19 protein-coding genes are annotated in these 25,930 nt (G+C 69.1%); 7 read left to right on the forward strand and 12 right to left on the reverse strand.

Annotated features, from left to right (window positions below; genetic code table 11):
- Positions 1 to 147 precede the first annotated feature (147 nt).
- Positions 148 to 1,407 carry an FAD-binding oxidoreductase gene (locus IT306_26810; protein MCC7372056.1) on the forward strand — a complete coding sequence of 420 codons (1,260 nt, stop codon included), beginning with the start codon at positions 148 to 150 and terminating at the stop codon, positions 1,405 to 1,407.
- 24 nt (positions 1,408 to 1,431) lie between these two features.
- Here the strand turns inward: IT306_26810 and IT306_26815 are convergent, their stop codons facing one another.
- Together IT306_26815 and IT306_26820 are read right to left on the reverse strand one after the other, a co-directional pair.
- Positions 1,432 to 2,097: a DedA family protein gene (locus IT306_26815; protein MCC7372057.1), complete on the reverse strand. Its 666-nt coding sequence runs from the start codon at positions 2,095 to 2,097 to the stop codon at positions 1,432 to 1,434.
- A 129-nt stretch (positions 2,098 to 2,226) separates the two neighbouring features.
- On the reverse strand, positions 2,227 to 4,509 hold the full coding sequence (locus IT306_26820; GenBank protein MCC7372058.1) for a glycosyltransferase family 39 protein: 2,283 nt from the start codon (positions 4,507 to 4,509) through the stop codon (positions 2,227 to 2,229).
- Between the two features lie 193 nt (positions 4,510 to 4,702).
- Here IT306_26820 and IT306_26825 point away from each other — a divergent pair, with 193 nt between their 5' ends.
- Entirely contained in the window at positions 4,703 to 6,676 is a 1,974-nt protein-coding gene (locus tag IT306_26825; protein MCC7372059.1) for a serine/threonine protein kinase, read from the forward strand.
- Between the two features lie 8 nt (positions 6,677 to 6,684).
- Here the strand turns inward: IT306_26825 and IT306_26830 are convergent, their stop codons facing one another.
- From IT306_26830 to IT306_26840, 3 genes are all read right to left on the reverse strand, one after another.
- A complete protein-coding gene (locus tag IT306_26830) occupies positions 6,685 to 8,112 on the reverse strand; it encodes a CDP-glycerol glycerophosphotransferase family protein (GenBank protein ID MCC7372060.1) in 1,428 nt (475 codons plus the stop codon).
- The gene (locus IT306_26835) at positions 8,109 to 9,656 is read right to left on the reverse strand and encodes a hypothetical protein (protein ID MCC7372061.1); all 1,548 of its coding nucleotides are present in this window, start codon (positions 9,654 to 9,656) and stop codon (positions 8,109 to 8,111) included. Before IT306_26835 ends, IT306_26830 begins: the two co-directional genes overlap by 4 nt.
- A gap of 102 nt (positions 9,657 to 9,758) precedes the next feature.
- Positions 9,759 to 10,337 (reverse strand): hypothetical protein, encoded by a 579-nt coding sequence (locus IT306_26840; GenBank protein MCC7372062.1) that lies wholly within the window; start codon positions 10,335 to 10,337, stop codon positions 9,759 to 9,761.
- A 222-nt stretch (positions 10,338 to 10,559) separates the two neighbouring features.
- Here IT306_26840 and IT306_26845 point away from each other — a divergent pair, with 222 nt between their 5' ends.
- Positions 10,560 to 11,543, forward strand: a complete 984-nt coding sequence (locus IT306_26845; GenBank protein MCC7372063.1) for a GDP-L-fucose synthase — start codon at positions 10,560 to 10,562, stop codon at positions 11,541 to 11,543.
- 471 nt (positions 11,544 to 12,014) lie between these two features.
- Here IT306_26845 and IT306_26850 read toward each other — a convergent pair whose 3' ends face one another.
- Positions 12,015 to 13,649: a glycosyltransferase family 39 protein gene (locus tag IT306_26850; protein MCC7372064.1), complete on the reverse strand. Its 1,635-nt coding sequence runs from the start codon at positions 13,647 to 13,649 to the stop codon at positions 12,015 to 12,017.
- A gap of 44 nt (positions 13,650 to 13,693) precedes the next feature.
- Positions 13,694 to 15,118 (reverse strand): hypothetical protein, encoded by a 1,425-nt coding sequence (locus tag IT306_26855; protein MCC7372065.1) that lies wholly within the window; start codon positions 15,116 to 15,118, stop codon positions 13,694 to 13,696.
- Positions 15,119 to 15,256: 138 nt separating this feature from the next.
- On the opposite strand from IT306_26855, the gene IT306_26860 reads away from it, so the two are divergent.
- On the forward strand, positions 15,257 to 16,696 hold the full coding sequence (locus IT306_26860) for a hypothetical protein (protein MCC7372066.1): 1,440 nt from the start codon (positions 15,257 to 15,259) through the stop codon (positions 16,694 to 16,696).
- Between the two features lie 44 nt (positions 16,697 to 16,740).
- Here the strand turns inward: IT306_26860 and IT306_26865 are convergent, their stop codons facing one another.
- Positions 16,741 to 17,157, reverse strand: a complete 417-nt coding sequence (locus tag IT306_26865) for an Hpt domain-containing protein (GenBank protein MCC7372067.1) — start codon at positions 17,155 to 17,157, stop codon at positions 16,741 to 16,743.
- 487 nt (positions 17,158 to 17,644) lie between these two features.
- On the opposite strand from IT306_26865, the gene IT306_26870 reads away from it, so the two are divergent.
- From IT306_26870 to IT306_26880, 3 genes are all read left to right on the forward strand, one after another.
- Positions 17,645 to 18,418 carry a hypothetical protein gene (locus IT306_26870; GenBank protein MCC7372068.1) on the forward strand — a complete coding sequence of 258 codons (774 nt, stop codon included), beginning with the start codon at positions 17,645 to 17,647 and terminating at the stop codon, positions 18,416 to 18,418.
- 41 nt (positions 18,419 to 18,459) lie between these two features.
- Positions 18,460 to 19,251 (forward strand): amidohydrolase family protein, encoded by a 792-nt coding sequence (locus IT306_26875; GenBank protein MCC7372069.1) that lies wholly within the window; start codon positions 18,460 to 18,462, stop codon positions 19,249 to 19,251.
- A gap of 81 nt (positions 19,252 to 19,332) precedes the next feature.
- Positions 19,333 to 19,803 (forward strand): nucleoside deaminase, encoded by a 471-nt coding sequence (locus IT306_26880; protein MCC7372070.1) that lies wholly within the window; start codon positions 19,333 to 19,335, stop codon positions 19,801 to 19,803.
- A gap of 29 nt (positions 19,804 to 19,832) precedes the next feature.
- Here the strand turns inward: IT306_26880 and IT306_26885 are convergent, their stop codons facing one another.
- The 4 genes from IT306_26885 to IT306_26900 all read right to left on the reverse strand — a co-directional run bounded on the left by IT306_26885 (position 19,833) and on the right by IT306_26900 (position 25,820).
- Positions 19,833 to 20,402 (reverse strand): Uma2 family endonuclease, encoded by a 570-nt coding sequence (locus IT306_26885; GenBank protein MCC7372071.1) that lies wholly within the window; start codon positions 20,400 to 20,402, stop codon positions 19,833 to 19,835.
- A gap of 67 nt (positions 20,403 to 20,469) precedes the next feature.
- Complete coding sequence (locus IT306_26890) at positions 20,470 to 21,996, reverse strand: sugar phosphotransferase (protein MCC7372072.1); 1,527 nt, start codon at positions 21,994 to 21,996, stop codon at positions 20,470 to 20,472.
- On the reverse strand, positions 21,993 to 23,690 hold the full coding sequence (treS, locus tag IT306_26895; protein MCC7372073.1) for a maltose alpha-D-glucosyltransferase: 1,698 nt from the start codon (positions 23,688 to 23,690) through the stop codon (positions 21,993 to 21,995). The genes IT306_26890 and treS overlap by 4 nt, the downstream gene beginning before the upstream one ends.
- 111 nt (positions 23,691 to 23,801) lie before the next feature.
- The gene (locus tag IT306_26900) at positions 23,802 to 25,820 is read right to left on the reverse strand and encodes an alpha-1,4-glucan--maltose-1-phosphate maltosyltransferase (protein MCC7372074.1); all 2,019 of its coding nucleotides are present in this window, start codon (positions 25,818 to 25,820) and stop codon (positions 23,802 to 23,804) included.
- Between the last annotated feature and the right edge of the window lie 110 nt (positions 25,821 to 25,930).

The raw sequence follows: 25,930 nt of genomic DNA on the forward strand, positions 1-25,930 counted from the left end.
ACAGCTACGGGAAGAGAATGCCCACGCCAGCCCACTGACCGCACTCCAGACTGAGAATACTGACGGCCATGAACTGGCTGTGCAGGCTACCATCGGCATACTCTGCGTCCCGACCGGGACGTTACGGCCCCGTTCAGGAGGATTCCCGTGATCGATCAGGCTGACGTCGTCGTCATCGGCGCCGGATCGTTCGGCTCCAGCACGGCGTACCACCTCGCGCAGCTTGGCATGCGAAACGTCGTCCTGCTGGACCGCTTCGAACCGGGCTCCCAGACCTCGCCACGCGCCGCCGGCCTGACCAGTCAGGTCCGCTCCACCGACACCCTGACGAAGCTAGCCCGACGCTCGGTACAGAAGCTGGAGCGCTTCGAGACTGAGACCGGCCAGCCGCTCAGGTTCGCCCAGAGCGGCGCGCTCAAGATCGCCCGCAGGCCCGAGCACGTCGAACAGCTCGAGCGTGAGGTGGCTCGCGCCAGGAGCCTGGGCGTCCCGCTCGACTTCATCAGCCCGAACGCCGCGCGCGACCTCTGCCCCGTGCTGGAAGATCGCGGCATCCTGGCGATGACCTTCAACCCGACCGACTGCAACGTCGAGCCGTCGCAGCTGCCCATCGGCTACGCCCGCGCCGCGCAGGAGCTGGGCGTCACGGTCCTGGGCAACACCCCAGCGACCGGGCTGGTGCTCGGGCCGGGTGGCGTCGAGAAGGTCGTGACGCCGCGGGGCGAGATCCGCACGCCGCTGGTGGTGGACGCGGCCGGCGCCTGGGTCCGCGTCGTGGCCGACCTCCTGGGCGTCCGCCTGCCGGTGGTCCCCACGCGCCACCAGTTGTTCATCACGGAGCCGCTTGACGGCGTCACTCCAGCCATGCCCATCGCCCGGGTCATCGACGCCAACGTCTACATCCGCCACGAGCGCGGCGGCCTGATGCTCGGCGGCTACGAGCCGAACCCGAAGCAGTACGACCTCGCGGCTCTCGGACCGAATTTCCAGATCGCCGACCTCGACCTGGACATCGGCGTCTTGCGCGGGCTGGCGAAGGCCGTCGAAGAGCAGTTCCCGGTATTCCAGCGGCCGGACCTCAAGATCGCGGAGCACCGAGGCGGCCTGCCGACCATGACCGTGGACGACCGCTACATCCTCGGCCCGGTGCCCGGCGTGCGCGGGTTCTGGCTGCTGACCGGCTGCTGTGTGGGCGGCCTGAGCATCTCGCCGGGGCTGGGCGAAGCGCTGGCCCAGTGGATCGTCGGCGGCGAACCGCCGATGGACCTTTCGGAGATCGGCATCCAGCGCTTCGCCGACCGCGAGCTGCCGGAAGACGAGCTGCGGCAACTCTGCCTCGAAGCGTACGCCAACCACTACGCCGCGAACGGCGGCGGTGGCTGGACCGCTCCGAGCGGCCGACGGTAGCTGTTGCGGAGCGGGAGTCTCAGGTCAGGCGGACGCCTCCGACCGCTCCCGCTCACGCTGTGCTGACGGCCCACCGTTCATCAGCCGCCGCACGACGAACCAGCCGATCCCCAGCGCCATCAAACCCACGAACACCTTCGAGAACAGGCCCTGGTACTGCTCCACCAGCTGCCAGTTCGCGCCGAGCGCCCAGCCGCCCACGATCAACGCCGCGTTCCAGAGGCCGCTGCCCAGCGTCGTGTACAGAACAAACGACCACAACGGCATCTTGGCGACGCCGGCCGGAATCGAGATCACGCTGCGGACCAGCGGCGCCAGCCGCGCGAGGAACACCGCCTCACGCCCGTGGTTGTCGAACCAGCTCTTGGCCCGGTCGAGGTCGTCCTCGCTCAGCATCGCCCAGCGTCCGTACCGTCTGACGAGCGCGCGGGTTCGGTCCTCCCCCAGCACGTACCCGATCCAGTACAGCACCAGCGCCCCGACCAGCGATCCCACCGTCGAGGCGACGATCGCGCCGACAAACGTCATCTGCCCCTGGCCCACCAGGAAGCCGGCCAGCGGCAGGATCACCTCGGATGGGATCGGCGGGAAGACGTTCTCCAGGGCGACGACGATCGCCAGCCCTGCGTACCCCATCGTATCGACCAGTCCGACGATCCACCCCAGCACGTCACCAACTATGGTCGGCATGCTCGGCCATCCTTCCCTCACGCGAGCGCGTCTGCCAGCAGCGGCAGCGGTCACCTCGCCACGAAGCAGGATTGATGCCCGCTGAAGCCCGTCCTGACAACCATTTCACGGTGGCTTCATGTGCGGCGTCTACGGCGTGGCTGTCGCCGGCCTGATGGTCAGCACACCCCTGGCTTCTCGCAACTCGTACACGTCACGCCCTGGGAACGCCGCGCGCAAGCGCTGGCGGGCCGCCTCGTCCGGCGCGAACGCGAAGATGGCCGGGCAGTCCAGGCGCGGACAGCTCATCCGGGCGAAGAAGGCCGTGTAGTACCACCACTCGTCGGTGACCACGAGCGCTCGCTCCAGGTTCACGGTCGGGCCGGCCAGCGTCAGCCGCATCGAGTCGTCAAGGGTCGCGTTGCCGGGCGGCAGGACGGTGTAGCCCGCGTACAGCTCGGCCTGCCGGGGCAGGAAGTAGAGGGTGTTGCAGGCCAGCAGCGCCGCGAACCAGAGGCCAGCCGCCTGCCGCCCGCGCCACCACGGCTCGCGGTACCCGAACGCGTCGAGCCAGGACGCGGCCCGCTCCGCCAGCGCGTCGAAGCCGCGCACGGTCAGGATGATGAGCGACGGCACGGCCTCAAAGTAGTAGCGCGGTCCGAACGCGATGCCGTGGTAGTAGTACGCGGCGTACGCGACGACGTACAGCCCGACCAGGCCGATGTGGGCAACATCCCAGCCACGCACCCGACGGAGCACGATGGGCAGCAGCACCATCGCCAGCGAGAACCCATACGGCCAGCCGTTGAGATAGAAGCCGAGCGAGACGAGCTGCTCCTCGGTGTTGACGAGGCCGGCGGCCACGCTGTGCTCGTTGTAGAAGCCGACGCCCTGCCCGAAGCCCCAACGGTCCCGCCCATCCACCAGCAGGCGAGGCAGCAGGAGCGGCTCGCCGGTCACGGCGGCGTTGTAGCCGAAGTACGCCACCACGCAGAGCAGGAAGATCAGCCCGAGCGTGGCCGCGTCCACCAGCAGCCCGCGCCAGGGACGCAGAGACGCGGCCCGGGCCGCGCCCGCCGATACGATGCTCGCACCGAACAGGAGCGGCGCGATCTCACGGGTCAGGAACGCCAGCCCGAGGCCGAGGCCCGTGAGCGCTGCCCAACTCACGCGGGGCCGCTCGGCGTAGCGGGTCACCGCGTACAGCGCCACGCTGGTGAAGAAGAGGGCCGGCACGTGGCTCAGGAACGATCCGGCCGTCAGCAGGACGAACGGCGACGACGCCAGCAGCACCAGGACGAGCAGGGCCGTGCCCTCGCCGTACTGGCGCCGGACGGCGAGCGTGACCAGCACCAGGGCGGCCGCCGCCAGCACCGGTTGGGCCAGCCAGGGCACGCCAGCCAGCACCCCGAGCAGCAACACCAGGGCCGTACCCGGCGGATATTGCACGAACCAGCGGTCCTCATAGATCACCGAGAACGGCATCGGGAACGCCTCTGGGACCGGCGGGGGAGCGGCCCACAGCGCCCCGGATGCAAAGGTCCGGGCCTGAAACAGGTAGGCCAGCGCGTCGAGGATGTGCGGCGAGCGCGCGAACAGGGCCGTGCCGACGTACCAACTCGCCGCCAGGAAGAAGGCCACGCCGGCCGCCATCGCTGCCAACACGGCCCGTCGGCCGGGCTGCCAGCGGACCGGCGCGGGCAGCCCAGCCGCTGCGATGCTGGCGACAACCGTCAGCCCCAGCCCCAGCGCGACCGCCCGGCTCACAAGGTCCAGCAAGGTTGCCAGGGGCGGCAGCGGATCGCGCGGGAAGTACCAGAACAGCAGGTCCGATCGGTCCGGCACCTGATTCCGCCCAAGCCGCACGTACTTGTCGTTGCGATTCAGTTCGAGCAGCAGCAGGCGCTCGTCGGCGTCGATCAGCTCCAGGATGCGCGGGATCTCCGGCCGTTCCAGGTGGATCATCAGCCGAAAGGTCGGCGGCACCGGGATGTTGACCTCGTCGGGCGGCTCGTCCTGGCGGAGCAGCGTTCGGCCACTGGCGTCACGCACCTCCAGGGCCGCCCACCGGCTGTATCGCCACTCTTCGCGCAGCCACGCCTGTACCTGGTAGTACGGCGACGACGAAAACTCTGCAAAGTAGCGCGGCGAGAAGGTGAACATGTTGGTCGAGTCGGACCCGTCGATCTGGTGCTCGCGACGGTGGGCCACGGGGGCGGCCGGCCGCACCGCCACCAGGGGCGCGGCCAGCTCCACACGGCGGGTGACGCCATCCACCGTCACGTCGAGGAACCGGCCATCGCCGATCAGCTCGACGGGGACGGTCCACTGCGTCACCAGCACTCGACCAACCGCCAGGACGACGACGAGGCCGACGAGGCAGCCCGCAACCTGCAGCGCGGCAGCACGGCGCGAGCGTCGTCGCGGCGACACCCCACTCACAGACGGCGGATCGGACGCGATGACGAGGCCCCCTGCGCCGGTTTGGGATGGGTCATCTTGGCATACCTGTGCAATGCTGTGACACTTGAGACGCCTGAGAGCGTTGACAGGTAGTGGGGCGAGCGCCACAATTCCCCTGGCCTCGACGCGCAGATCGCAGGTCGAGTCCCGCGCGGAGCCATCAATGAGCTTTATTCCAGGCGCAAATGTCGGCCCCTATCGCATCGTCGAGCAAGCTGAGCGGAACGGTGTCGCCACGACCTACACTGCCTACCAGCCCACGAAGGGACGGTACGTCTCAGTCATCGTCGTATCGACCATCGACCAGGACGATGTACCGCTGCAGCGGCAGTATCAGCGCCAGATCGAGCTCGTCCTCAGCCTTCGCCACCCGAACATCCTGACTGTCATCGACCGTGGCGAGCACATGGGTGTGTCGTTCATCGTCACGGAGCTGGTCGAGTCCGAGCCGCTCGCGGATCGGCTCGGAGCGCCCTGGCCGCTCGCCGAGGTCGTGCGCATCCTGAAGCCTATCGCCACGGCGCTCGACTTCGCACACGGCTACGGCGTCGTGCACGGCGATCTGCAGCCGGCGATGGTCATGCTCACGCCAGACGGTACGCCCATCCTCTCGGGCTTTGGCCTCTCAACCCGCCGCTTCTCGGAGGCCGACGGCGAGCCGACCGCGCTGCAACCCGGGCAACGCACGCCCTCGATCTCGGCCGAGACCGTCCGGGCGCAGGCAGCCGACCGGCGCGGGTTGGCGCTGATCGCCTTCGAGATGTTGACGGGCCGCGCCATGCAGGTTGAGAGCGCTGATTTCGGGCGACCACTGCCGCCAGCTCAGTTGGGGAGTCCGCTCCTGACGCCGCCCGTCGAACGCGTCCTCCTCCGCGAGCTGACCCGCGAGCGCGCCGAGCGCTACCCCGACTCGACCTCCTTCATCGACGATCTCGCCGCGGCGGCAAGCTCGGTCCCCGCCGTGCCGATGCCGGCCCCGGTTCCGGAGCCGCCGCTCGCCGCCGTGGCCGGCGGCGCAACTGGCGGCTCGCGCCGCCGCTTGCTGACCGTCGCAGCCATCTTTCTGGTGCTGGGGGTGCTCGGCGCGCTGGCCTTGCTGCTGCGTGGCGGCGACACATCCGGCCCGGTGGCCGCGACTCGCCCGGGCGAGGGCGGCGCGACAGCCGTCGTGCCGTCGGCGGCATCCACCAGCGCTGCCGGCGTTCAGCCAGGAGCCGGCGCAACGGGCAGCGCCGGGGCAACCGGGGCCAGCGGCGGGGCCAGCGCGCCTTCGGCCGGCCCGAACGGCAAGCCGGCCGCCTCGGCAGTCGGCTCGGGTGCATCCGGTGGCCCCGCCGGCGGAGCGACGGCCGGCACGGCCCCAGGAGCGACCGGCTCGTCGCCAGGCGCCGGCGGCTCGGAGCCGGTGGCGACGCGGCCCTCGCAGATGCAGGTCGTGGTGCCGACCCCTGACGTGGTCCCGACCCCTCCGCCGCTCTCGTCGACACGGCCCGGTCAGCCCGGTGCGTCGTCAGCACTGCCCGGCCCGGGGGCGGGAACGCCGGTCCCAGGTGCACCCTCGGGCGGCGCGGCTGCCGCTGGCCCCGCCAGCAAGCCGGCCGCCGCCACCCCGGCGCCCACCCGCATCCCCGCCAACTGGAGAATCCTCGGCGACGCCTCTGGCCGCTGGGCCTTTGACGACCAGGGACGCATCGTCGGGCGCACCGACGAGGGCGCGAGCCTGTTGCTCTTCCCGGAGACGGTTGAGGACGTCAGCTTCTCGGCGCAGGTCAACACGACCAGCTGTCAGGCGACGCTCGTCTTCCGCGTCCAGGACGACGAAAACCTGCTGATGGCGATCTACATCCCGGACGGCATCCCTGCGCCGGGCAGCACCGGCGGCGGCATCTGGCTCTACCAGCGCGTCGAAGGACTGGACGTGCCCATCCGGGCCGTTCGCCCCTCCACCATGAAGCAGGCCGGCGAGTCGGTCCGCCTCAAGGTCGCGACCAACGGCCCGCAGATCACGGTCTCGCTTGACGACGAGCCGGCCGTCCAGGCGATGGACACGGCCGCCCGCCCCGGCAAACTCGGCCTGATGATCTACTCGGCCTCCGGTCGGCAGTGTGACGCGACCTTTGGCGATATCCGGCGCTGAGCGCCACGTCAGCGTCGGCGCGCGTTCCGACGCTCCGCACCGATCTGCGTGATCGCCTCGGCGACCCGTGCGCCGGCCTGCCCGTCAACGCGGTGGCAGAGCGTTCGCAGGAGGTTCGCTCGCTCGGCCCGCTCGTGGGACGGATCGGCCAGGTAGCGGCGAACCTCGTCGACGAGTTGCTCGGGCGAGTCGGCCAGCCGCACCGCGCCCGTCTTGAGCACCTGCTTGTAGTGGTCGGTGTCGTACTGCCGACGGACCGACTTCAGGTACGGTCTGCCCGGCTCGGCGTCGAAGCGCAGATTCACAATCGGCGTGTCGAAGATCGCCGCGTCGATGCTGATCGACGAGGCCACGTTGATGGTGACCGCCGAGGCATCCAGTAGCTGCGCGATATGCGCGATGCCGTCTGGCGTGTAGTCGGCGGCGAGGCCGGTCTGGCCGTGCGGCATATCCAGGTACACGCGGCCGCGAAAGCGCTCCCAGGCGCCCAGGTCGTCGGCATCCTGGCCCTGGATCACCTGGGGATGCAGGCGAATCACCAGCTGCACATCGGGGCCGAAGCGGCCGGCCTCGTTGGCCTGGATCAGCATGTCGGTCACGGCGATGCTGTCTGTGAAGTACCGTTGCGGGCTGGTTGCGTACAGCACGATCCGCTTGGTCGGGTCCAGGCCCAGGCGACGCAAGAACGCCTCACGGTCGGTCCAGCCGGTCCGGCGAAAGTAGGGATCGAAGTGCGGCGGGCCGGTCACGGCGATCTGGTCGCGCTGAAAGCCGTGCAGCTCGACGGCCTCTTCGCGCATCGCGTCGTTCCAGACGATCAGCCGATCTGGCCGCGCCCCGATGATCGTCTTCGAGGTCAGGTTATCCCAGCCCTGGGTGAATGTGACGGACGGCACGCCCGCCGCCCGCGCCCGGCGGATCAGACGGATGTCGCTGACCACCACCCCGGCCGTCGCCGTGACGACCACGTCCGGATCGAGGCGGCGGAACGCCAGCTCGTGGAACGGGTCGGGGACGAGCCGGTTCTCGGCCGCGTACCAGCCGCGCCGCAGCAGCGCTGACCGTCCGACCACCTTGTGGGCCGGCCAGAGCGCCCGCCGGACGCGATTCTTCGCCCACTCCTCGCGCTCGCGGATGCGGCGGGTCGGGGTCAGGGCCCAGTCCGCGAAGAACAGTCGGAGGAAGCCGGCCGCCGTGTCGAGCGTGCGCTCGCGGTCGTGCAGAGGATGGAAGGAGAAGCGCTCGCCGCTCAAGTCCTGCTGAAACTGCGGGATCGCGGCCGGCGGCGCGAAGACGCCGACGTGCCGACAGCGGGACAGCAGCTCCGGCAGCAGCGTCGAGCGCAGGAACATGCGGGCGGTGAAGCCGTGGGGGACCACCAGCGCCGGCGTGATGTCGCGCGGGTCGCTGTCCGGCGTCGGTTGCGTCTGGGTCATCGGGGGGCTGCGCTCCTCGGGGCGCCCGTCGATGCGCTGACCGCGGCGGGCCGCCCGAAGGATACATCCTGGCTGCCCGAGCGGCTGGCGTGTCGGCGGCGTCGCTTGAGGGCGTCCCAGATGAGCCGGGCCAGCACCGCCACGCCGAACAGGGCCGGCCGCGCCAGTCTGGCCCAGAGCGGCGTGCGGTCGGGAGCGGTCTTCATCCGCCCGAGCCCTTCGAGCGCATCCGCCAGAATCGGTGTGGACGGTCGATCCAGCCCCCGCGGACGCACGAATGCCGCCAGGAACGCCCGCGCCCGCTCCGCGTGCCCCCTGTCAGACAACGCGGCGGCAAGCTGCTCGACGTGCGCGGGCAGCCCGTCCGCCACCTGCAACAGCCCGCCGCTCTCCTCGACCAGGTAGCGGAAGTGCAGGGTGCCCTCCTGCGAGTTGCGATGCTCTGGATCGAGGATGCTGAAGACCGGACGGCCGACGATGCCTGCCTCGATCATCGCGCTCGTGTTGATGCCGACGATGGCGACGCTGTGAAAGAGCGAGTCGTAGAAGCCGGCCTTCGTCTCCGAGTCCACCCGCGCGGACGGGTCGCGCGGCCAGACCGTCGCTGGCCCGAACGCCGAGAGGTCGGCGTGCTGCCACTGGGCGGCGTTCTGCGGGTGGGGCCGCACCAGGACGGCCGCCGAGGCCAGCGGCTCCGGCCCGGAACGGATCGCCCGGAGCCACCGTTCGACGAAGGGGGCCTCGTGCGGCGCGATCCACTGCGAGGAGCAGGCGTAGAGCAGCAGCGGTCGATCAGCCGGCAGCCCAAGCTGCTCGCAGAACTCGATGCGGGAGGTCGTGGGCTGGCGCACAAACCACTCGTCGAAGATCTGCGCGCCGGTCACGGCGACGCGCTCGGCGGGGATGTCGTGCAGCTCGACGGCCTCGCGGCGCTGGCGCTCGTTCCAGACCGTCAGCAGGTCGGGCCGCACCTGGATCAGCCCTTTGTTTGTCAGGTTGTCCCAACTGGCGACGCACACCCCGGTTGGCAGCCCCAGTGCGCGCGCACTCTTGAGCTGGTCCGTCTGCGGCGTGTTGAAGTCCACCACCGGCGTCAGGAGCACGGCGTCGGGCGCGTGCTCGCGGATAAACCGCTCGATCTCGCGGCTGCTCGGCACGATCCGCTCGACGCCGCGCAGCGCCAGGTCGAGCAGGTGGATCGCGACCTGCCCGCCGACCGGCAACGCCGCCACCGCTGCCAGGACCGGCCCGAGCGGCCAGACGACGGCCCGTTCGCGGAGGCGCGTCGCCGCCCGGTAGCGAGGATGCAGGTAGCGCAGGGCGTTTCGGAGCGCGCGCGAGGCCCCCACCAACGGCGACCAGACATCGTCGCGGTCGGGCGCGGCGCCGTGCGTGACGGAGGGGAAGCGCGCCTCCAACCCGTCGACGGCGCTCGGCTTGCCGACCTGGGGCGGGCCGTCAAATGCGAGGTGGATGCGGTGCCCACGCTCGGCCAGTAGCGCCAGCGTCGACTCGTAGTTGCGGGTGAAGCCCGGGTGGGTCATGAAGAACAGGATCTTCAGGGCCGGGCTCCTCGGTAGAGTGTCCTCCAGGCCAGACCGCTGACCCGTGGCAGCCAAGAGTATCAGGCCCGGAAGCGACCCGCCTCAAGCCGCCCGCACCGCCACATCGGGCCGCTGCCCTTCGCGCTGGCGGCGGCGTCCAATCGGGGATAGGCCCCACGGCTTGTAGATCGAAAGGACCGTGGCCGCCGTCAGCATCACGACGTGCGCCCCGACCAGCCACACGAGCAGGCTCGGCGCGGAGAGCCAGCCGCCCACGGCCTGCAGGTCCACGGACGCCCCGCCGACCTGTGTCTGGGCGCCGACCAGGAGACGGTCGGCCAGGCGGACGGCGGTCACCGGCACGGCCACCGTCAGCCCCAGCTTCGCCAGCACCCAGGAATACTGGACGATGCCCCACTTCGTGACCAGTCCAAGCGTCACGCCGGTCAGCAGCGTGAGGATGGCAGCGGGCGGAAACGCCCGGTCGATGACGCCTGTGGCCAGCAGCAGCGCCTGCGCCTGGGCAGCGTCCGCCGCTCGCGCCGCCACCACGCCAAGTACGATCTTCGCCACGGCGATCCCCAGCCAGCCAACCGACGCCACAATATGCGCCGTGAGCAGCAGCTTGTGGGCCGGCGGGGTCAGCCGCCAGCCGCCGCGCGCTGTCTGTACCAGCATCATCTGTCTGCCTCCGGAGCGGATTCCGCGGGCGCACCAGCGCCTGTCTCTGGAGCGTACTGCTGACCTTCCACCGATCCATGTCGATCCGGTCACGATCCGGTGAACACACCCTGCCCGTCGACCGGAGTTTCTGGCCGGCCACCCCGGATACGACGGTACAATCCGTCCTGGCACAGCGCAGGGCCAGGGCGTTGCCCGTCTCTCGCGGAAAGGATGCGACCGATGCCCCTCGATCTCTCGACACGACGTGTGATGGTGACCGGAGGGTCGGGATTCGTCGGTCAACGGCTTGTCGCCAGACTCAAGCAGCGTGGCGTGGGCGAGATCTTCGTGCCGCGCTCGGCTCAGTACGATCTGGTGGATCGCGCGGCCTGCCGGCAGGCGGTCGCCGACGGCCGACCGGATGTCATCATCCATCTCGCGGCTTCAGCCGGCGGCATCGGGATCAACATGAAGGTCCCCGGCCGCTTCTTCTTCGACAACCTGATGATGGGCACCCAGCTGATGGAAGAGGCCCGGCTGGCAGGCGTCGAGAAGTTCGTGGCGGTCGGCACGATCTGCGAGTATCCGAAGACCCCGCCGATGCCGTTCAACGAGACGAACCTCTGGGACGGCTACCCCGAGGAGACGAACGCCGGCTACGGCCTCGCCAAGAAGATGCTGCTGGTGCAGGCCCAGGCCTACCGTCAGCAGTACGGCTTCAACGCCATCCACCCGATGCCCACGAACCTGTACGGCCCCGGCGACAACTTCGATCCGCGCTCATCCCACGTGATCCCGGCGCTGATCAAGAAGTTCATCGACGCCCGCGAGAACGGTGATCCAGCCGTCCCCGTCTGGGGAGACGGCACCCAGAGCCGCGAATTCCTGTACGTCGACGACGCCGCCGAGGGGCTGATCCTCGCCGCCGAGCGCTACGACAGCTCCGAACCGGTCAACCTCGGCTCCGGCCAGGAGATCATGATCCGCGATCTCGCGTACCTGATCGCCGAGTTGACCGGCTACGAGGGCCGCGTCGAGCTGGACCCGTCCAAGCCGAACGGCCAGCCTCGCCGCTGCCTCGACGTCACCCGCGCCGAGCAGGAGTTCGGCTTCCGCGCGCAGACGGACTTCCGTACCGGCCTGACCGAGACCATCGCCTGGTATCGGGAGCAGCGGCGGCTGGGGATGGCAGTCGGGGCGGCCGAGGGTTCGCGCCGGGGCTAAGTGGTCTGTCAGTCGTGAACGACCGGGTTGGACCTCTGGCGATGCTTCACCGTCATCCCGAGCGACGTGAGCTTGCGAACGCAGTCGAGGGATCTTCCCCTTCGTGGCTATGCAAGGAAGATCCCTTCACTCCGCTCGTTCCTCGCCGCGGTCGGGGACTGAAGTCCCCGCCTACAGTCATTCAGTCGCTGCGCGACGGCCGTCGGGAACGGCCGGCACTGGTGCGACTGGCGCGTCGCGCAGCGACTGCAGGATCGTAGGCGGGGCTTTCAAGCCCCGACGCCGCCGCACGACGACATCAACATGCAATCGCCCTGGGGTCAGGATGACGAGAGGGTGTGTTCGTGCCTCGCGTAGCTTGCCCTGAACTTGCCGAATCGGGTCGGGATGACGACCGGTACTGAGCGACCCTGTGATTGACGCCTGACGAGCCACCAGGCCAGGATCAGGACCGCGGCGGGGGCGCGGCGGCTACGGGTTCAACTGGTAGACGCTGAGCCAGTTCGGCGCAGTTGGCCGCGCGATCCGCAAGACCTCGCGCGCATCGGGCAGATCCTGCTCGATGCGCCGCTCCAGTTGCCGGGTGTAGCTGGGGATCTCGTCGGGCATGCCGGGCGCTGGCGTGTGGCTGCCGTTGACGACCAGGAAGGTTTGGCCGTCCCGCGTCAGGCGGCGCAACTCGCGGAGATCCTGTGCCCGGAAGATCGGCGGCGCATCCACGACCCGAATGTGTGGGTCGCGGCGGAGGTAGAAGCGCAGGGCGCTGTGCGGCAGCAACACCCGGTTCTCACGGGACGCGGGGGCTGCCAGCACGACGACCGGGCCACTCGCCGCCCGCGCCCGCAGATCGGCCACGACCTGGCCCAGTCCGTACCCTGCAAACCACTGCTCGACGTACCGAAAGTGCTCGGTATCCGGCAGCGCCGCGCGAGCCGGATCGTAGACAAGGTCGCGGGCCAGCCCGGCCCGGGGGGCCAGCACCAGCACGACCCCGACGCCCATCACGACCACCATCGTGAGGTCTGGCAGCAGCCGCGCGACCCAGTCAATCGGCCGAAGTCGCGGCATGAACCTGTCGATCGTCCACCCAGCCAACCACGCCAGGCGCTCGACGGCGAACCCGGCCAGCAGATAGGCCGGGAACATCCCGAACAGCAGGTACCGACTGAACAGCGGCGACGTGATCGCCAGGATGGTCCCCAGCAACACGACGCCCACTACCAGCACGGCGACCAGCGCCCAACGGCGGAGGAGCAGCGCCGCCAGCATCCCCAGGCCGGCCAGTGCCAGGAACGGCCACCCGAGTATCAGGTCGAGCCAGTGCAGGCTCAGATCGAGATTCGCGGCGAACAGCCCCGCCTCCGACCCCTTCGAGCCGCCGGTATGGAGCGCGGCCTGCTGGATCATCGGGGCGAGCCCCAGGAGCAGCGGCCCGCTCGTCACGAGTCCGGCCACGAAGGCCGCCAGGAGCGGACGCAGGTAGCGCCGCCAGCAGCGCGGTGTCCCGAGCAGCAGCAATGCGACCGGCGGCGCGATGGCCAGCAGGACGCCGGTCGTCTTGGCAAGCACCGTCAGCGCGAGCAGCACACCGCACCACACGCCCGCGCCCACCGTTGGTCGCCGCGCCAGTCGGATGCTGGCCCAGGTCGCCAGGATCGCCAGGCAGGTCAGCAGCGCATCGTCGGCGGCGATCCGGGCGAACAGGAAGCTGAACGGACTGAGCGCCCACAACAGTGCGGCCGCGATGCCTGTGCGGCGTGACGCCGTCTCCCGACCCAGCCCGTAGAGCGCGACGGTCGAGACGGTGCCCGCCAGCGCCGATACGAGCCGCCCGGCCAGGAAACCGTTGTCCACCAGGACGGCCATCGGCGCGGTCAGCCAGACGAAGAGCGGCGGCCGGCCGTCCGTCAGCAGGGGGATCAGCCAGGAGCGTGGCGCGGACCACTCAAACTGGCGGACCGCCCAGTCCACCCAGGCGACCTCGTCGATGAACGGATCGAGGCCCAGCAGATTCACGGTCCGAGGGAGCGCCGCCAGTGCCGCCAGCACGACTGCGATGGCCACGTCGAAACGGTTCCAGCCACACGCGACATCGGCGTGCGCCACGGGCGTTCGCCCGTGTTCGACGCGCTGCGATGAGGCCGGCTGACTCACGACTGAACGGCGACGGCGGCCACCGGCGATTCGTCGGCGGCCGCCCCTTCCCAGCGCGCCGCCCACCGCGCGACGGCAACGCCGCTGTAGACGGCGAGGAGAGTGGCCGGCCCGGCCATGAAGCGCGGCGCAAGGTAGAAGTAGAATAGATGCAGACCCAGCGTGATGCCGGTCAGCCAGAGGACGTAGCTGGCCGCCGGCTCGCGTCGCCGACGCCAGACCTCCACCAGCCCCGGGATGGTCGTCAGGGGCGGCGTAAAGATCCAGAACAGCCCGAGCAGCACCAGCGGGTACATCGTGACCGGCCGGAACGCGATCAGTGGATCGTCCTCCGGGCAGGGACAGGTCCACCGCAGCAGTGCGCCGTCCAGCGAGTCGGCCACGACCCCGGAGCCGTCCCGCTGCGAGGCGAGCGCCAGCGGAAAGTCGAGGCCGAACGTGCGTAGATCTGGCAGCCAGTAGGCGTAGCCCGTCATCAGCGGGCTGCCGAACGAGTTCCACTGCTGAAATCCGAGCGCCGCCACACCCAGCGCTGCACCTGTGCCGGCCACCACCAGGCCTCGCCACCGGCGCCGCGTGAAAAGCGTCGCCACGATCGCGGCCAGCGTCACGACACCGCTCAGGCGCACCAGGATCAGGCTGCCGGCCAGCAGGCCCGCGCCGCCCAGGCGAGCGGTGGTCGGCCGGTGAAGCAGGGGCAGCACCAGCACTGTCAGCCCGGCGGCGAACGCGTCGGACATCACCAGCGAGGCGTAGCGCACGGCGAACGGCGATGCACCAACCAGCGCCACTGCGACGGCGGCCGCCAGTGGCCCGCCCACCGCCCAGGCCACTCCCAGCGTCGCTACCAGGTACAGGACGGCGTAGACTCTGGACCCAAGCTGGACGTTGGCCGGGTAGCGGCCGGCCAGCCCGAACGGCGCGAGCGCCAGTGAGAACCCGGGCGGATACCGTGGCGGCCGGACCTCGTTGCGATAGATTGTGGTGACGTAGCCCTCGCCTGCGGCGAGGTGACGCGCGGCGTCGGCATACTCCTGGGCGTCGGGCGACGGCTGGCGGTTGAGCGGTCGCGGTCCGATGGAGACCAGCGGCCAGATGGCCAGCGCCAGCGCCAGCAGCGGCGCGCCGAAGCGGATGCCGCTCGCCAGCGGGTACAGTTGGAGCCGCCGAGCTATGATGACGCCGACGATTCCCGCAAGCGCTGCCGCCGGCGGCAGGAACCGCTCTACCCGAACGTCCTCGTCGCGGTCTCGCTGCGCGACGGTCTCGCCAGGCGCGGCCTGGGCCACCTGGGTCAGCGAGAGCGCACCGACCACTGCGCCGCACAGGGCGAGGATGCCGACGAGCAGCAGCGACAGCCAGCGGCGGCGAACTGCCGAGCCGGCCGCGCTCACCGTCCGTTGCCGATGCCAGACCGTCACGATGCCTGATGGTGACAGAACCGGATCGGCCGGGCAAGCGTCTCCGCGCGGCGCGGCACGTGCCGCGCTCGGAGCGACTTCCTCGCTGTCCCGCTCGGCGCGGCTGGTTCGGGCGCTCGTATCCTGGATCGGCGTACTGTGACCGCGCCACGGTCCCACTCTCGTAGTCGCCCGACGCTCCTCGAAGCGGTTCTCGTGGTGCTGCTGTTCCTGGTGCTGCTGGCGCAGCTCCTGAGCTACCCCCCGACCGACGACCCAGACCCAGACGGCTACGTGACCTACGCCGAGCACCTCCGCACGACGCGCACCCTGCCAGAATCCCGCCGGCTGCCCGGCTACCCGGCGTTTCTGGCCGTGGTCTCGACGCTGAGTCCACGTCCCATCGCGCGGAACGTCTACTGGGTGCAGCTTGCGCTGATGATGCTCTGCTCCGGCGTCGCCTGGGCGCTGCTGCGACGCTGGGCCGGACCGCTCGTCGCCGCCACCGCCCTGGGGATCGTCGCGGCCCCGAGCTACCTCACCCGCATGTCGGTGGTGATGCTGCCAGACGCCGTCTACACGTTCATCTTTCTGCCGGTCTTCTCGGCGATTGGCTGGTGGGTGCTGAGTCGCCAACCGCGCGGGGGCTGGCTCTGGCTGCTGCCGTTCGCCATCGGCCTGTTCGTGCTGCAGGCGCTCAGACCGACGACTGCTGCGCTGACCCTGCTGCTGATACCCGCCCTGTTGGTGGGCGCCTGGGCGCAGCGCCGCGATACCCTCTCTCCGCTCCCCTGGAAGGTGGCCTTCCCACGGCTGGGCGCGCTCCTGGCCGTGGCGCTCACGATGTTCATCCTGGTGGATCACTTCCTCGATACGGGCGCACGGGCATACAACGCCGACGTGCCACTCTACCGCGTGGTGATCTACCTGCCACCGGCCAGCGACGCGCCGGCCGAGCAGCGCATCGAGGCAGCCAAGGCCCGCTTCCGCGAGCAGGAAGGTCAGCCCATCGAGCGGGCCAGGTTCCTGACCTACCTCGTCTTCCAGTTTTCTGTCGAGCTGCCCCTCGAGGACGTTCGTGCGGTCTGGCTGGCGCGGCTGATGGCGCACCCAACAGCGTATCTCGGGTCGGTCGTCGAGGATCTGCGCCTCGGCCACTATCAGTTGACCCGGACGATGGTCCCGTTCTTCATCGATCTGGACCGCATCCCGCTGTTCCGCATCCTCTACCCACGCGACGACGGCAGCCCGGCCGCCCGCGTCTTCTACCAGAGCGGCCTCGAAATCCTTGAGCGCGAGCCATACCCTGCCACGTTCCCGGTCGAGACCGCCGTGCTGCAGGCCGTCTTACGCGTGATCGCCTTCTGGGGACTGCTTGTCCTCGGCGCGTGGCAGCTTGCGAAGCCTGCGCCCGGTCAGGTGGCCCTGTGGCTCACGCTGGCAGCCCTGTTCACCCTGATGACTGCCGCGACAAACACGGTCGACGCGCGGTACCTGCTGCCGTTCATGCCGCCGGTCGTGCTGGCGCAGGCCGTCGGGCTGGTCTGGATCGCGCGGACGCTGGCCGGATGGACGGGTACTGGCCCGCAACGCTTCTGACCGGCGAGTCGGTCCCCGCCCGACTCAACCTGGCCGGATCCGTTTTAGCCTGCCGACGCCTGCGCTCGTTCGGCTTCCACAACGAGCGCCTTCAGTTGCTTCTTCAGCACGCAGAACTCAACGTCAAGCCGATTCATCACCGGGTCCAACCCCTCAAGGTGGTTCGCCCGGGCATGCTGCTCCAGCGCGGCGCAGAGGGCGCGCAGCCGTGCCGCGCCGAAGTTGCCGCTGCTCCCCTTCAGGCTGTGCGCCGCCCGCATCACCGAGGGCGCATCGCCAATCGGGAACGCGGCCCGGAGCATGCCCACATGCTCGGGAGCATCCTCGAGGAACGCCTCGACCACCTCTGCCAGGAAGGCAGCATCACCCCCGAGTTCCGGATCCCGCAGCGCCGCGATAGCATCGGTGTCGTAGACGCCCAGAGCATCGAGGCTTTCCAGCAGATCGTCATATGAAGACATCAGTCTTCAGCCTCCCGACTCATCCGCGCCACCCTCCCTTGCGAGCGAAGCGAACTCCTGCCCTTGCGAGCGAAGCAAGCTCCTGATTGATCATTGTCGAGCGACGCGATTCCCCGGGCGCGCCGCATGTGTATGTACAGAGATTACGAGAGGGTTGTCCAGCCCATCTGAGTCGCACAATCGTACCGGCCAGTTGGCTGGAGGGCCGCCGGATGTTTCCCTGCGATGTGACTCCACGCTGGAGACACGCTCGGAGCATACACGTCCTTCATGTACGTCGTTGAGGGAACGCCGGCCGCTCGCGGCCGGGGACGGCTCGCCTTCCGAACGTGGTACCCTGTCGATCGAGGACGGCGTGACGGGTCGCGGACTCGCGTACGACGTCAGCACCGGTCGGGAATGGCGAACGGCAAGACATCCCTGGGAGCGTTCCCGCGCCTGTCCCGTGAGGCAGCACTGACATGCAGTTGGGCATCAGGCGGTGACCGTGGGCGCCGCCAGGGGAGACTCGGCGACAGAGCAGGAGCATCTGCCGTCGCTGCGGCAGGCTGTCGAGGGCATCCGTCGGGCCGCCCTCGCGCTCGACCGCTACCACGCCCGCTGGGGCGCGCACGGATCGATTGACGGGGCCGTGCTGCGCGAGGCCACAGCCACAGCACCGGAACCGTTCGAGCTACGCCGCCCCGCGCACCCTCAGCGGTCCGCTCCGACTGCTGCCAGCACCCACTGGTCGCCTCAGCGCCGCGCCGGCGAGCCGCTGAGCCGATCCGACGATCTCTACGCGCTGGGCGTCGCGGTCGTCAACCTCGTGAATACGACGCTGCCGAGCACGAACCCCGCGAACGCCGTCTCGACCGAGGTCACCCGCCACCTCGCCGAGCTGTGGGATGCGGCGACCGCCTGGTCGCCGTCCCGAAGGCCGACGTCTGGCACTGAGTTGCTGGCACTGGTCGAGCGCGTTGCAGCGGCGGTTCGCGAGTCCAGCTACGCCGAGGGTGGGCCGCACGCGAGCGCAGCCGCCTCAAGCGCCGACGCCGCGCGTCGGGTGGCCCAGGCCCGACGGGCACATCGCCTTGCCCAGACGCTGCCGCCACACGTGCACTTGCGCCGCCCACGCGACCCGATGCGGGTTCGGGCGCCGCTGGGAAAGGGCCACTACCCGGACATGCCGCTGCCCACGTTGTGGGTCGCCGTCCTCGTCACCATGCTGTGCAGCGTCTACCTGCTGCCGCTCTATTTCATGCTGTTCCCGGCCAGTTGACGGCCCCGCCTGCCCTGCGACGCCTACGAGGAGAAGGACCGATGCGCATCGTTGATAGCCACTGCCACGCGGCCCTGGGCTGGTACGAGCCGATTGAGGTGCTCCTGGCGCAAATGGACCGCTACGGCGTGGAGCAGGCCGCGCTGATCCAGATCAACGGTCAGTCAGACAACAGCTACCAGGCCGCCTGCGTCCAACGATATCCCGACCGGCTGCGGTCGGTCGTCATCGTGGACGTGACGCAGGATGATGCGCCGCGGGAGCTTGAGCGGCTGGTAGCCGAAGGCGCGACCGGCGTGCGCCTCCCGCCCGGCGCACGCTCGCCGGGGGACGATCCGCTCACGATCTGGCGCAAGGCCGCCGAGCTTGGCATCACGGTCAGCTGTGGCGGCAGCCGTGAGGCGTTCGCCGACACCGCCTTTGCCGACGTGTTCGCGGCCTGTCCAACCCTCCCCATCGTGATCGAGCATCTCGGGTCGCTCAAGTGGACGGATCTGCCAGCAGACGGCTCGCGGCCCCCGATGTTTGACCTTGCGCGGTTCCCCAACGCCTACGTCAAAATTCACGGTCTGGGGGAGTTTTCGCAGCGCGCCATGCCGGTGCGCGAGCCGTTCGCGTTTGTCGAGCCGCTCGCGCCATTCCTGGAGATGGCCTACGACGCCTTCGGGCCTGCTCGCATCATGTGGGGAAGCGATTATCCGCCGGTCAGCTCACGCGAGGGGTACGGCAACGCGCTGCGGCTGACGATGGCGCGATTCGTGGACAGGCCCGAGGCGGAACGCGCGCAGATGTTCGGAGGGGTGGCCGGGCGGTTGTTCGGGTTCGACCGGTAGCGGCCGGCGGCGCGGCGACAGCGGGGCGGGGCGCATGGCGGTGCGCGGCCTGCGCCCAGGGGGAGCAGGAGGTCGAGAGGCATGGACGACGTCGAAGGAATGACCCGGTGCATCGAGCTGGCGCGCGAGGCGCTCGAACGCGGCGACCATCCGTTCGGCTCAATCCTCGTGCGCGAGGGCGCGATCTTCGCCGAGGGGCGCAATCAGGTCAATACCAAGCTCGACCCGACGGCACACGCCGAGTCTGAGGCCATCCGTGAGGCGTGCAAGGCACTGGAGACGCTGGACCTGACCGGGGCGACCCTCTACGCCAGCGGCGAGCCCTGCTGGATGTGTGCGACGGTCATCCGACAGACGCGGATCTCACGGGTGGTGATCGGCAGCCTCTCGCGCTGGCCGACCGGCGGCTACTCGTCGCAGCACCCACTGCTGCTGATCGAGGTGCCCGGCCGGTATGCGCCGCCGCCGGACGTTGTCGCCGGGATTCTCGACGACGAATGCTCGCGGCTGCTCGACGAGGCCGGCTGGAGCATCGCTCCGTCAGACCACTGAGGCCTGCTGCCCGCCGGCAGGCCTCACCCCTACGCCTCCGGAGGCTCCCAGAGATCGGACACGGCCAGGCCGAACTCCGGCAGAAGCGGTGACGTGAGCATGTCGCCGTCCCAGAGTGTCGCGACGAGGGCCAGAGCCAGACTCGCACGACGGTAGACCTGGACCATTCGCTGCTGCCAGTCGACGATCCAGTACTCGCGAACGCCCTGACGCGAGTACAGCTTCAGCTTGAACTCGCGATCTCGGCGTTCGTTGGCCGCGCCCGGCGACACGACCTCGACGGCCAGCTCCGGCCCGACGCGCAGGTGCCCAGCCGCGTCCCGCCCAGTCCGAAGTCGCTGGTGGCTGATCCACACGACGTCTGGCGCTACATCGTCATCGCCATCGAACACCAGCCCGGGGGCCGTATAGGGACGACCCTGGCCGGTGGCCCGGCTCCAGGTGAAGAGGGCGGTACCGATCACGAGACAGACGTACTGATGTTCGAGACTTGGTTGTTTTGACACGAAGAGATCCCCATCGATGATCTCGTAGCGCGTGCCCTCGACATCGGGCAGCAGTTCGAGATCGCGTGAGGTGTAGCGGGGATAGGTGGTCATGCTGGCCTCACCGACGCGTCGCGCCTCTCGCTCCAGTATACGCGCGGATGTGCAGCCCAGGAACGCCTTACGCCGACTCGGCGAGGCGCGCCAGGGCGCTCAGTGGGATCTCGACCCAGTCCGGCCGGTTGCTCAGCTCGTAGCCCAGCTCGTAGATCGCCTTTTCGGCCTCCAGCGCCAGGAGCGCCGCCGCCAGCTCATCGGGGTGAGACGGCAGGATCGGCGGCCTGGACCCCCGCACGGCGGCGACGTAGCTCGCCAGGAACCGCGCGCGAAGGCGGTCCATCAGCGACGGATCGGGCAGTACGACTCCCTCGCGGACGACGGTGGCCTCGGCATAGTCCAGCGAACGCAGCAGGCCTGCTACATCACGGAGGGGTGTCTGCTTCGCGCGGCGCTCGTCCAGCGAGCGGGCCGGCTCCCCCTCGAAGTCGATGATGTACCAGCCGTCTTCGCCGACCAGCGTCTGTCCCAGGTGAAAGTCGCCGTGGTGGCGGGTCTTGGCCACCCGTCCATCGGCCAGCACGCCGACGCCATCGACGGCAGCACGCAGCCGCCGCTCACCATACAGGGTCGCCGTGCCCAGGTTCCGCGCCGTCGCCGTCCAGCCTGCTGTCGGGTCGTCGCGCGCCAGCTCGCGTCGAATCGCCGTCAATGCCCCGTCGAGGCTGGCATGGGTGCGTGCGCGCCACCGGTCGAGGTCGGCCGCCGAGATGACCTCCGGCGCGAACGCGGGGTCGTCGGAGGCCGACGCGAGCGCGAGATGCAGTCCGCCCAGTGTCGCACCCAGCGCGTCGAGGCTGGCCACGAGCGGCGCCTCGCCGTCCGGCGCGTCCGCCAGCGCCCGGAGCCGAGCCAGCACATTGCTCCAGCCGTCTCCCTGGTTCGGCACGAAGCGCTGGAGCACGGCCACCGGCGCAATCGAGCCATCTGGCGCATGGTAGTCAGCCCAGCCGAGCATCGCGGGCGTCCGGTCAAACGTGGTGCGCTCGCTCAGGAAGCGCGTGATCTCGACCTCGGGATGGACCCCGACGACAAGCCGCCGCAGCGCTTTCAGGATCAGCGCGTCCCCGAAGATCACCGAGCTGTTGCTCTGCTCGACGTTGACGTTCCGCACCGCCAGCTGCGCCGGATCGGCCAGCGCGCGAAACGCCGCGTCGGCTTGCTGCCCGCCCGCCCGCTCGAACACGAGCCGGCCGCCGTTCGCGGTCGGCAGCGAGCGCCCCTCCAGGATACCCGCCAGCAATGCGCGGCAGGTGTCTGGATCGTAGATGGCATCGCGGACGGCCAGGTCGCCCACCGAGACGATCATTTCGCCAGGGGCGTCGGCCTCGTCGGCCGGCCACTGCCCGAGCGGCAGAAAGTAGCTCGCCGGCTGCTCGCCGTCGCCGTACACGTCGATCACCGTGAGCAGAGCGCGGGGATCATCGCCCAAGTCGGCAACGTCCCGGATCGCCACGCGCGAGATGCGACGCCCCTTTGCGCCGTACCAGCGCTGGGCCGGCAAGAACCGTGGCAGCGCCGCGCAGACGGCCGCCAGGACCGACGCGCGTGCTGACCCGGCCCGCGCGTCGCGCCCGGCGGCCTCACTCACGCCCGGCCGCCCTGCTCTTCAACGCCTGGCGGCGCGAGCCGAAACCACATGAAGCCGTGCGGCCCGAACGACAGCATGTACGGCAGCTCGCCAACCTTCGGGAACGGCGTCTCCCCGAACAGCTCGACCGGCGTCCAACCGTCGAACTCGCGCAGGTCGAGCTCGACTGGCTGCACGAACCGCGAAAGGTTGTTGACGCACAGCAGCGTCTCGCCGTTGTACTCACGCAAATACGCGAGGATCTTCTGGTTCGCCGGCGTCAGGAATCGGATGGTCCCCCGTCCGAACGCATGGAACCGCCTGCGAATGTGGATGATGCGGCGCATCCACTGCAGCAGCGAGGTGGGCGTCCGAAGCTGGGCCTCGACGTTCACCGACTGGTAGCCGAAGACGGGGTCGACGATCACCGGGCTGTACAGGCGAGCGGCGTCGGCCCGCGAGAACCCAGCGTTGCGGTCGATGCTCCACTGCATCGGCGTTCGGACGCCGTTGCGGTCGCCGAGATAGACGTTGTCGCCCATCCCGATCTCGTCGCCGTAGTAGATGACCGGTGTGCCGGGCATCGACAGCAGCAGCGCATTCAGCAGCTCCAACTGGCGACGCCCTCCCTCCATGAGCGGCGCGAGCCGCCGCCGAATCCCGATGTTGACCCGCATCAGCGGATCGCGGGCGTACTCGCGGTACATGTAGTCCCGCTCGTCGTCGGTCACCATCTCCAGCGTCAGCTCGTCGTGGTTCCGCAGGAAGATGGCCCACTGGCTGAGAGGCGGCAGGTCCGGCGTCTGCCCCATGATCTCGACGATGGGCCTGCTCTCCTCCCGGCGGATCGCCATGAAGATGCGCGGCATCAGCGGGAAGTGAAACGCCATGTGGCACTCGTCGTCGTTGCCGAAGTACGGGCGGACGTCGGCCGGCCACTGGTTCGCCTCAGCCAGCACGATGCGGCCCTGATAGTTGGCGTCGATGGCCCCACGCACCTCGCGCAGGTAGGCGTGCGTCTCGGGCAGATTCTCGCAGATGGTGCCTTCGCGCTCGTACAGGTACGGCACGGCATCCAGGCGGATCCCGTCCACGCCCCGATCCAGCCAGAACCGCAGGCTGTCGATCATCGCGCGGCGGACCTCTGGATTGTCAAAGTTCAGATCTGGCTGCTGGCTGAAGAAGCGGTGCCAGAAGTACTGCCCGGCCTCGGCATCCCAGGTCCAGTTCGAGCGTTCGGTGTCCGTGAAGATGATGCGCGCGTCCGGATAGTCCTGGTCCGTGTCGGACCACACGTAGTAGTCGCGGTACGGCGAATCCACCGAGGCGCGCGCCGACTGGAACCAGGCGTGCTGATCCGAGGTGTGGTTCATCACCATCTCGGTCATCACGCGCAGACCACGCCGATGCGCCTCGACCACGAACGTCTCGAAGTCCACCAGCGTGCCCAGGGACGGGTGAACATCGTGATAGTCCGCGATATCGTAGCCGTCATCCTTGAGCGGCGACGGGAAGAACGGCAGCAGCCAGATACAGGTGATGCCGAGCGCTTTCAGGTAGTCGAGCTTCTCGATCAGCCCCCGGAAGTCGCCGATGCCGTCGCCATCGCTGTCATAAAACGTCCGGACGTGCAGCTCGTAGATGATCGCGTCCTTGTACCAGAGCGGATCGTCGTCGAGTGGCCGGTCATCCGGTGCCCTTCCTGATTCGTTGATCGCCACGCTCGCCTCACAGCAGATCGGAACTGAAGCTCGTACAGCCACGAGAGCGCCCGACACGTCCACACGGCGCGGCTGGCCGCGCTCCGACCGCCGGCCGCGTTGGTCTTACGGGGCGGCGGCAGAGGAGGAGGCAGCTTCTGACTGTCCCAGCCGCCGCACTCGCAAGATGTGCGCCGGCTGGACCCGTGGGTCGAGGCGCACCCAGTTGTGGCGGCCGTACCAGCTGTACGTCGCGCCGTTCAACAGGTCGTCGACCTCGTACACCTCGTCGTCGCGGATGCCGAACTCACCCGGTGGCAGGAAGACCCCGCCGTAGTGGGTCTCGAACGGATCGAGGTTGAGCGCCACCAGGATGATGTTCGACCGGTCCGGCATGGCCTTGCCGTAAAAGATGATGTTCGGGTCTTCGGAGCCGTAGAAGCGCAGGTTCGAGTATATCTGCAAGGCCGGGTTCGCGTGGCGAATCCGGTTGATCGCCGTCACGATGTCGATGATGTTCCCCGGCCGGTCCCAATCCCAGACTTTGTGCTCGTACATCTCGGAGTCGAGATAGTACTCGCTGCCGGGGTAGCGCGGGGTGTTCTCACACAGCTCGTATCCGTTGTAGATGCCGTAGGTCGACCCGACCGTCGCGCCAAGCACCAGCCGCATGATGAACGCCGGCCGCCCGCCATGCTGAAGGATGTCTGGCAGGATGTCCGGCGTGTTGATGAAGAGGTTGCCCCGGAAATACTCCGCGACGGGCGGCTGGGTGATCTCGGTCAGGTACTCCTCGATCTCGGTGCGCTCGTTGCGCCACGTGAAGTAGGTGTACGACTGCGTGAACCCAGCCTTCGCCAACGCCCGCATCACCTTCGGGCGCGTGAACGCCTCGGCCAGGAAGATCGTGTCCGGGTACTCCCGCTGCACCTCGCGGATCATCCACAGCCAGAAGTCGAGCGGCTTGGTGTGGGGGTTGTCCACCCGGAAAATCCGCACGCCGCGCTGCGCCCAGAACAGGATGATGTCTCGCAGCGCCGCCCACAACTCCCGCCACGCCTCGCAGTTGAAGTTGATCGGATAGATGTCCTCGTACTTCTTGGGCGGGTTCTCGGCGAACTTGATGGTGCCGTCCGGGCGGTGATAGAACCACTCCGGATGCTCCGTGACCCACGGATGGTCCGGCGAGACCTGGATGGCGAAGTCCATCGCCAGCTCCATACCGTGGGCCTTCGCCGTCTGCTCGAAGTGCGCGAAGTCGTCGAGCGTGCCCAGCTCCGGCGCGATGGCCGTGTGGCCGCCGTCCGCCGAACCGATAGCGTACGGGCTGCCCGGGTCGCCCGGCTCCGCGACGAGCGTATTGTTCTGGCCCTTGCGATTCGTCGTCCCGATGGGGTGGATCGGCGTCATGTACAGCACGTCGAAGCCCATCGCAGCGATGGCCGGGATGCGGGCCTCGGCCTCGCGGAACGTCGCGCCGCGGGTCGGGTCCGTCCCCTGTGACCGTGGGAAGATCTCGTACCACGTCCCGAAGCGCGCGCGCACGCGGTCAACCTTGACCTGGAGCTCGCGGTCGTAGCGGGTCACAATGGCCGGGTCGACATGGCTGCTGACGAGCGCCACCAGGTTGGGGCTGAGGGCGACGTTCAGGGCGGCTGCCGTGGCGCGCGTATCGCCGATCTTCTCGGCGGCCGCCAGCATCGTGGCGCGGTCGGCCTTGCTCCCGAGCGCCGCCAGACGCGTCAGCAGGCGCGCGCCCTCGAGGAGGTCACTGCTGACATCCTGGCCGGCGTCGGCCTTCTTGCGCGTATCCGAGGCCCACGAGCGGTACAGGTCAGGGTACGCCTCGACGGTGTACGTGTACAGCCCGAGGTCTGTCAGCTCGAACGAGGCGCGCCAGCGGTCATTGTCCACGAAGGTCAACGGGGCGGACTGCCAGGCGTCCCCGGTGGGCGGCCGGAACAGGATGCGCCCGGTGATGATGTCGTGCCCCTCCCTGAAGAGGTCGGCCTCAACGACAAAGGTCGCGCCGACTTCTCGCTTGACGGGATAGCGCCCCCCGTCAAGCTCAGGGCTGACCTGCTCGATGACGACCGTTCGGAACGTGTGCGGGAAGGTGTTGCCGGCCGTGGACTCTGCAGGCATCCTGACGGCACTGCTCCCGTTCTCTGGCGTTCGTGACGAAGACGAGGGTGCCGTGGCTCGCGGATTCTTTCGTGTCGAAGAGGATGCGGGCTGCGGTGCTGGAGTGGTCA

The sequence above is a fragment of the Chloroflexota bacterium genome (genome assembly GCA_020850535.1).
Taxonomy (GTDB): Bacteria; Chloroflexota; UBA6077; order UBA6077; family JACCZL01; genus JADZEM01.

What these genes read in the sequence shown, in the direction of transcription:
- IT306_26815 (MCC7372057.1), bottom strand. Translation starts at nt 2,097, where the DNA reads ATGCCGACCATAGTTGGTGACGTGCTGGGGTGGATCGTCGGACTGGTC.
- IT306_26825 (MCC7372059.1), top strand. Translation starts at nt 4,703, where the DNA reads ATGAGCTTTATTCCAGGCGCAAATGTCGGCCCCTATCGCATCGTCGAG.
- IT306_26830 (MCC7372060.1), bottom strand. Translation starts at nt 8,112, where the DNA reads ATGACCCAGACGCAACCGACGCCGGACAGCGACCCGCGCGACATCACG.
- IT306_26835 (MCC7372061.1), bottom strand. Translation starts at nt 9,656, where the DNA reads ATGACCCACCCGGGCTTCACCCGCAACTACGAGTCGACGCTGGCGCTA.
- IT306_26840 (MCC7372062.1), bottom strand. Translation starts at nt 10,337, where the DNA reads ATGATGCTGGTACAGACAGCGCGCGGCGGCTGGCGGCTGACCCCGCCG.
- IT306_26845 (MCC7372063.1), top strand. Translation starts at nt 10,560, where the DNA reads ATGCCCCTCGATCTCTCGACACGACGTGTGATGGTGACCGGAGGGTCG.
- IT306_26865 (MCC7372067.1), bottom strand. Translation starts at nt 17,157, where the DNA reads ATGTCTTCATATGACGATCTGCTGGAAAGCCTCGATGCTCTGGGCGTC.
- IT306_26875 (MCC7372069.1), top strand. Translation starts at nt 18,460, where the DNA reads ATGCGCATCGTTGATAGCCACTGCCACGCGGCCCTGGGCTGGTACGAG.
- IT306_26880 (MCC7372070.1), top strand. Translation starts at nt 19,333, where the DNA reads ATGGACGACGTCGAAGGAATGACCCGGTGCATCGAGCTGGCGCGCGAG.
- IT306_26885 (MCC7372071.1), bottom strand. Translation starts at nt 20,402, where the DNA reads ATGACCACCTATCCCCGCTACACCTCACGCGATCTCGAACTGCTGCCC.
- IT306_26900 (MCC7372074.1), bottom strand. Translation starts at nt 25,820, where the DNA reads ATGCCTGCAGAGTCCACGGCCGGCAACACCTTCCCGCACACGTTCCGA.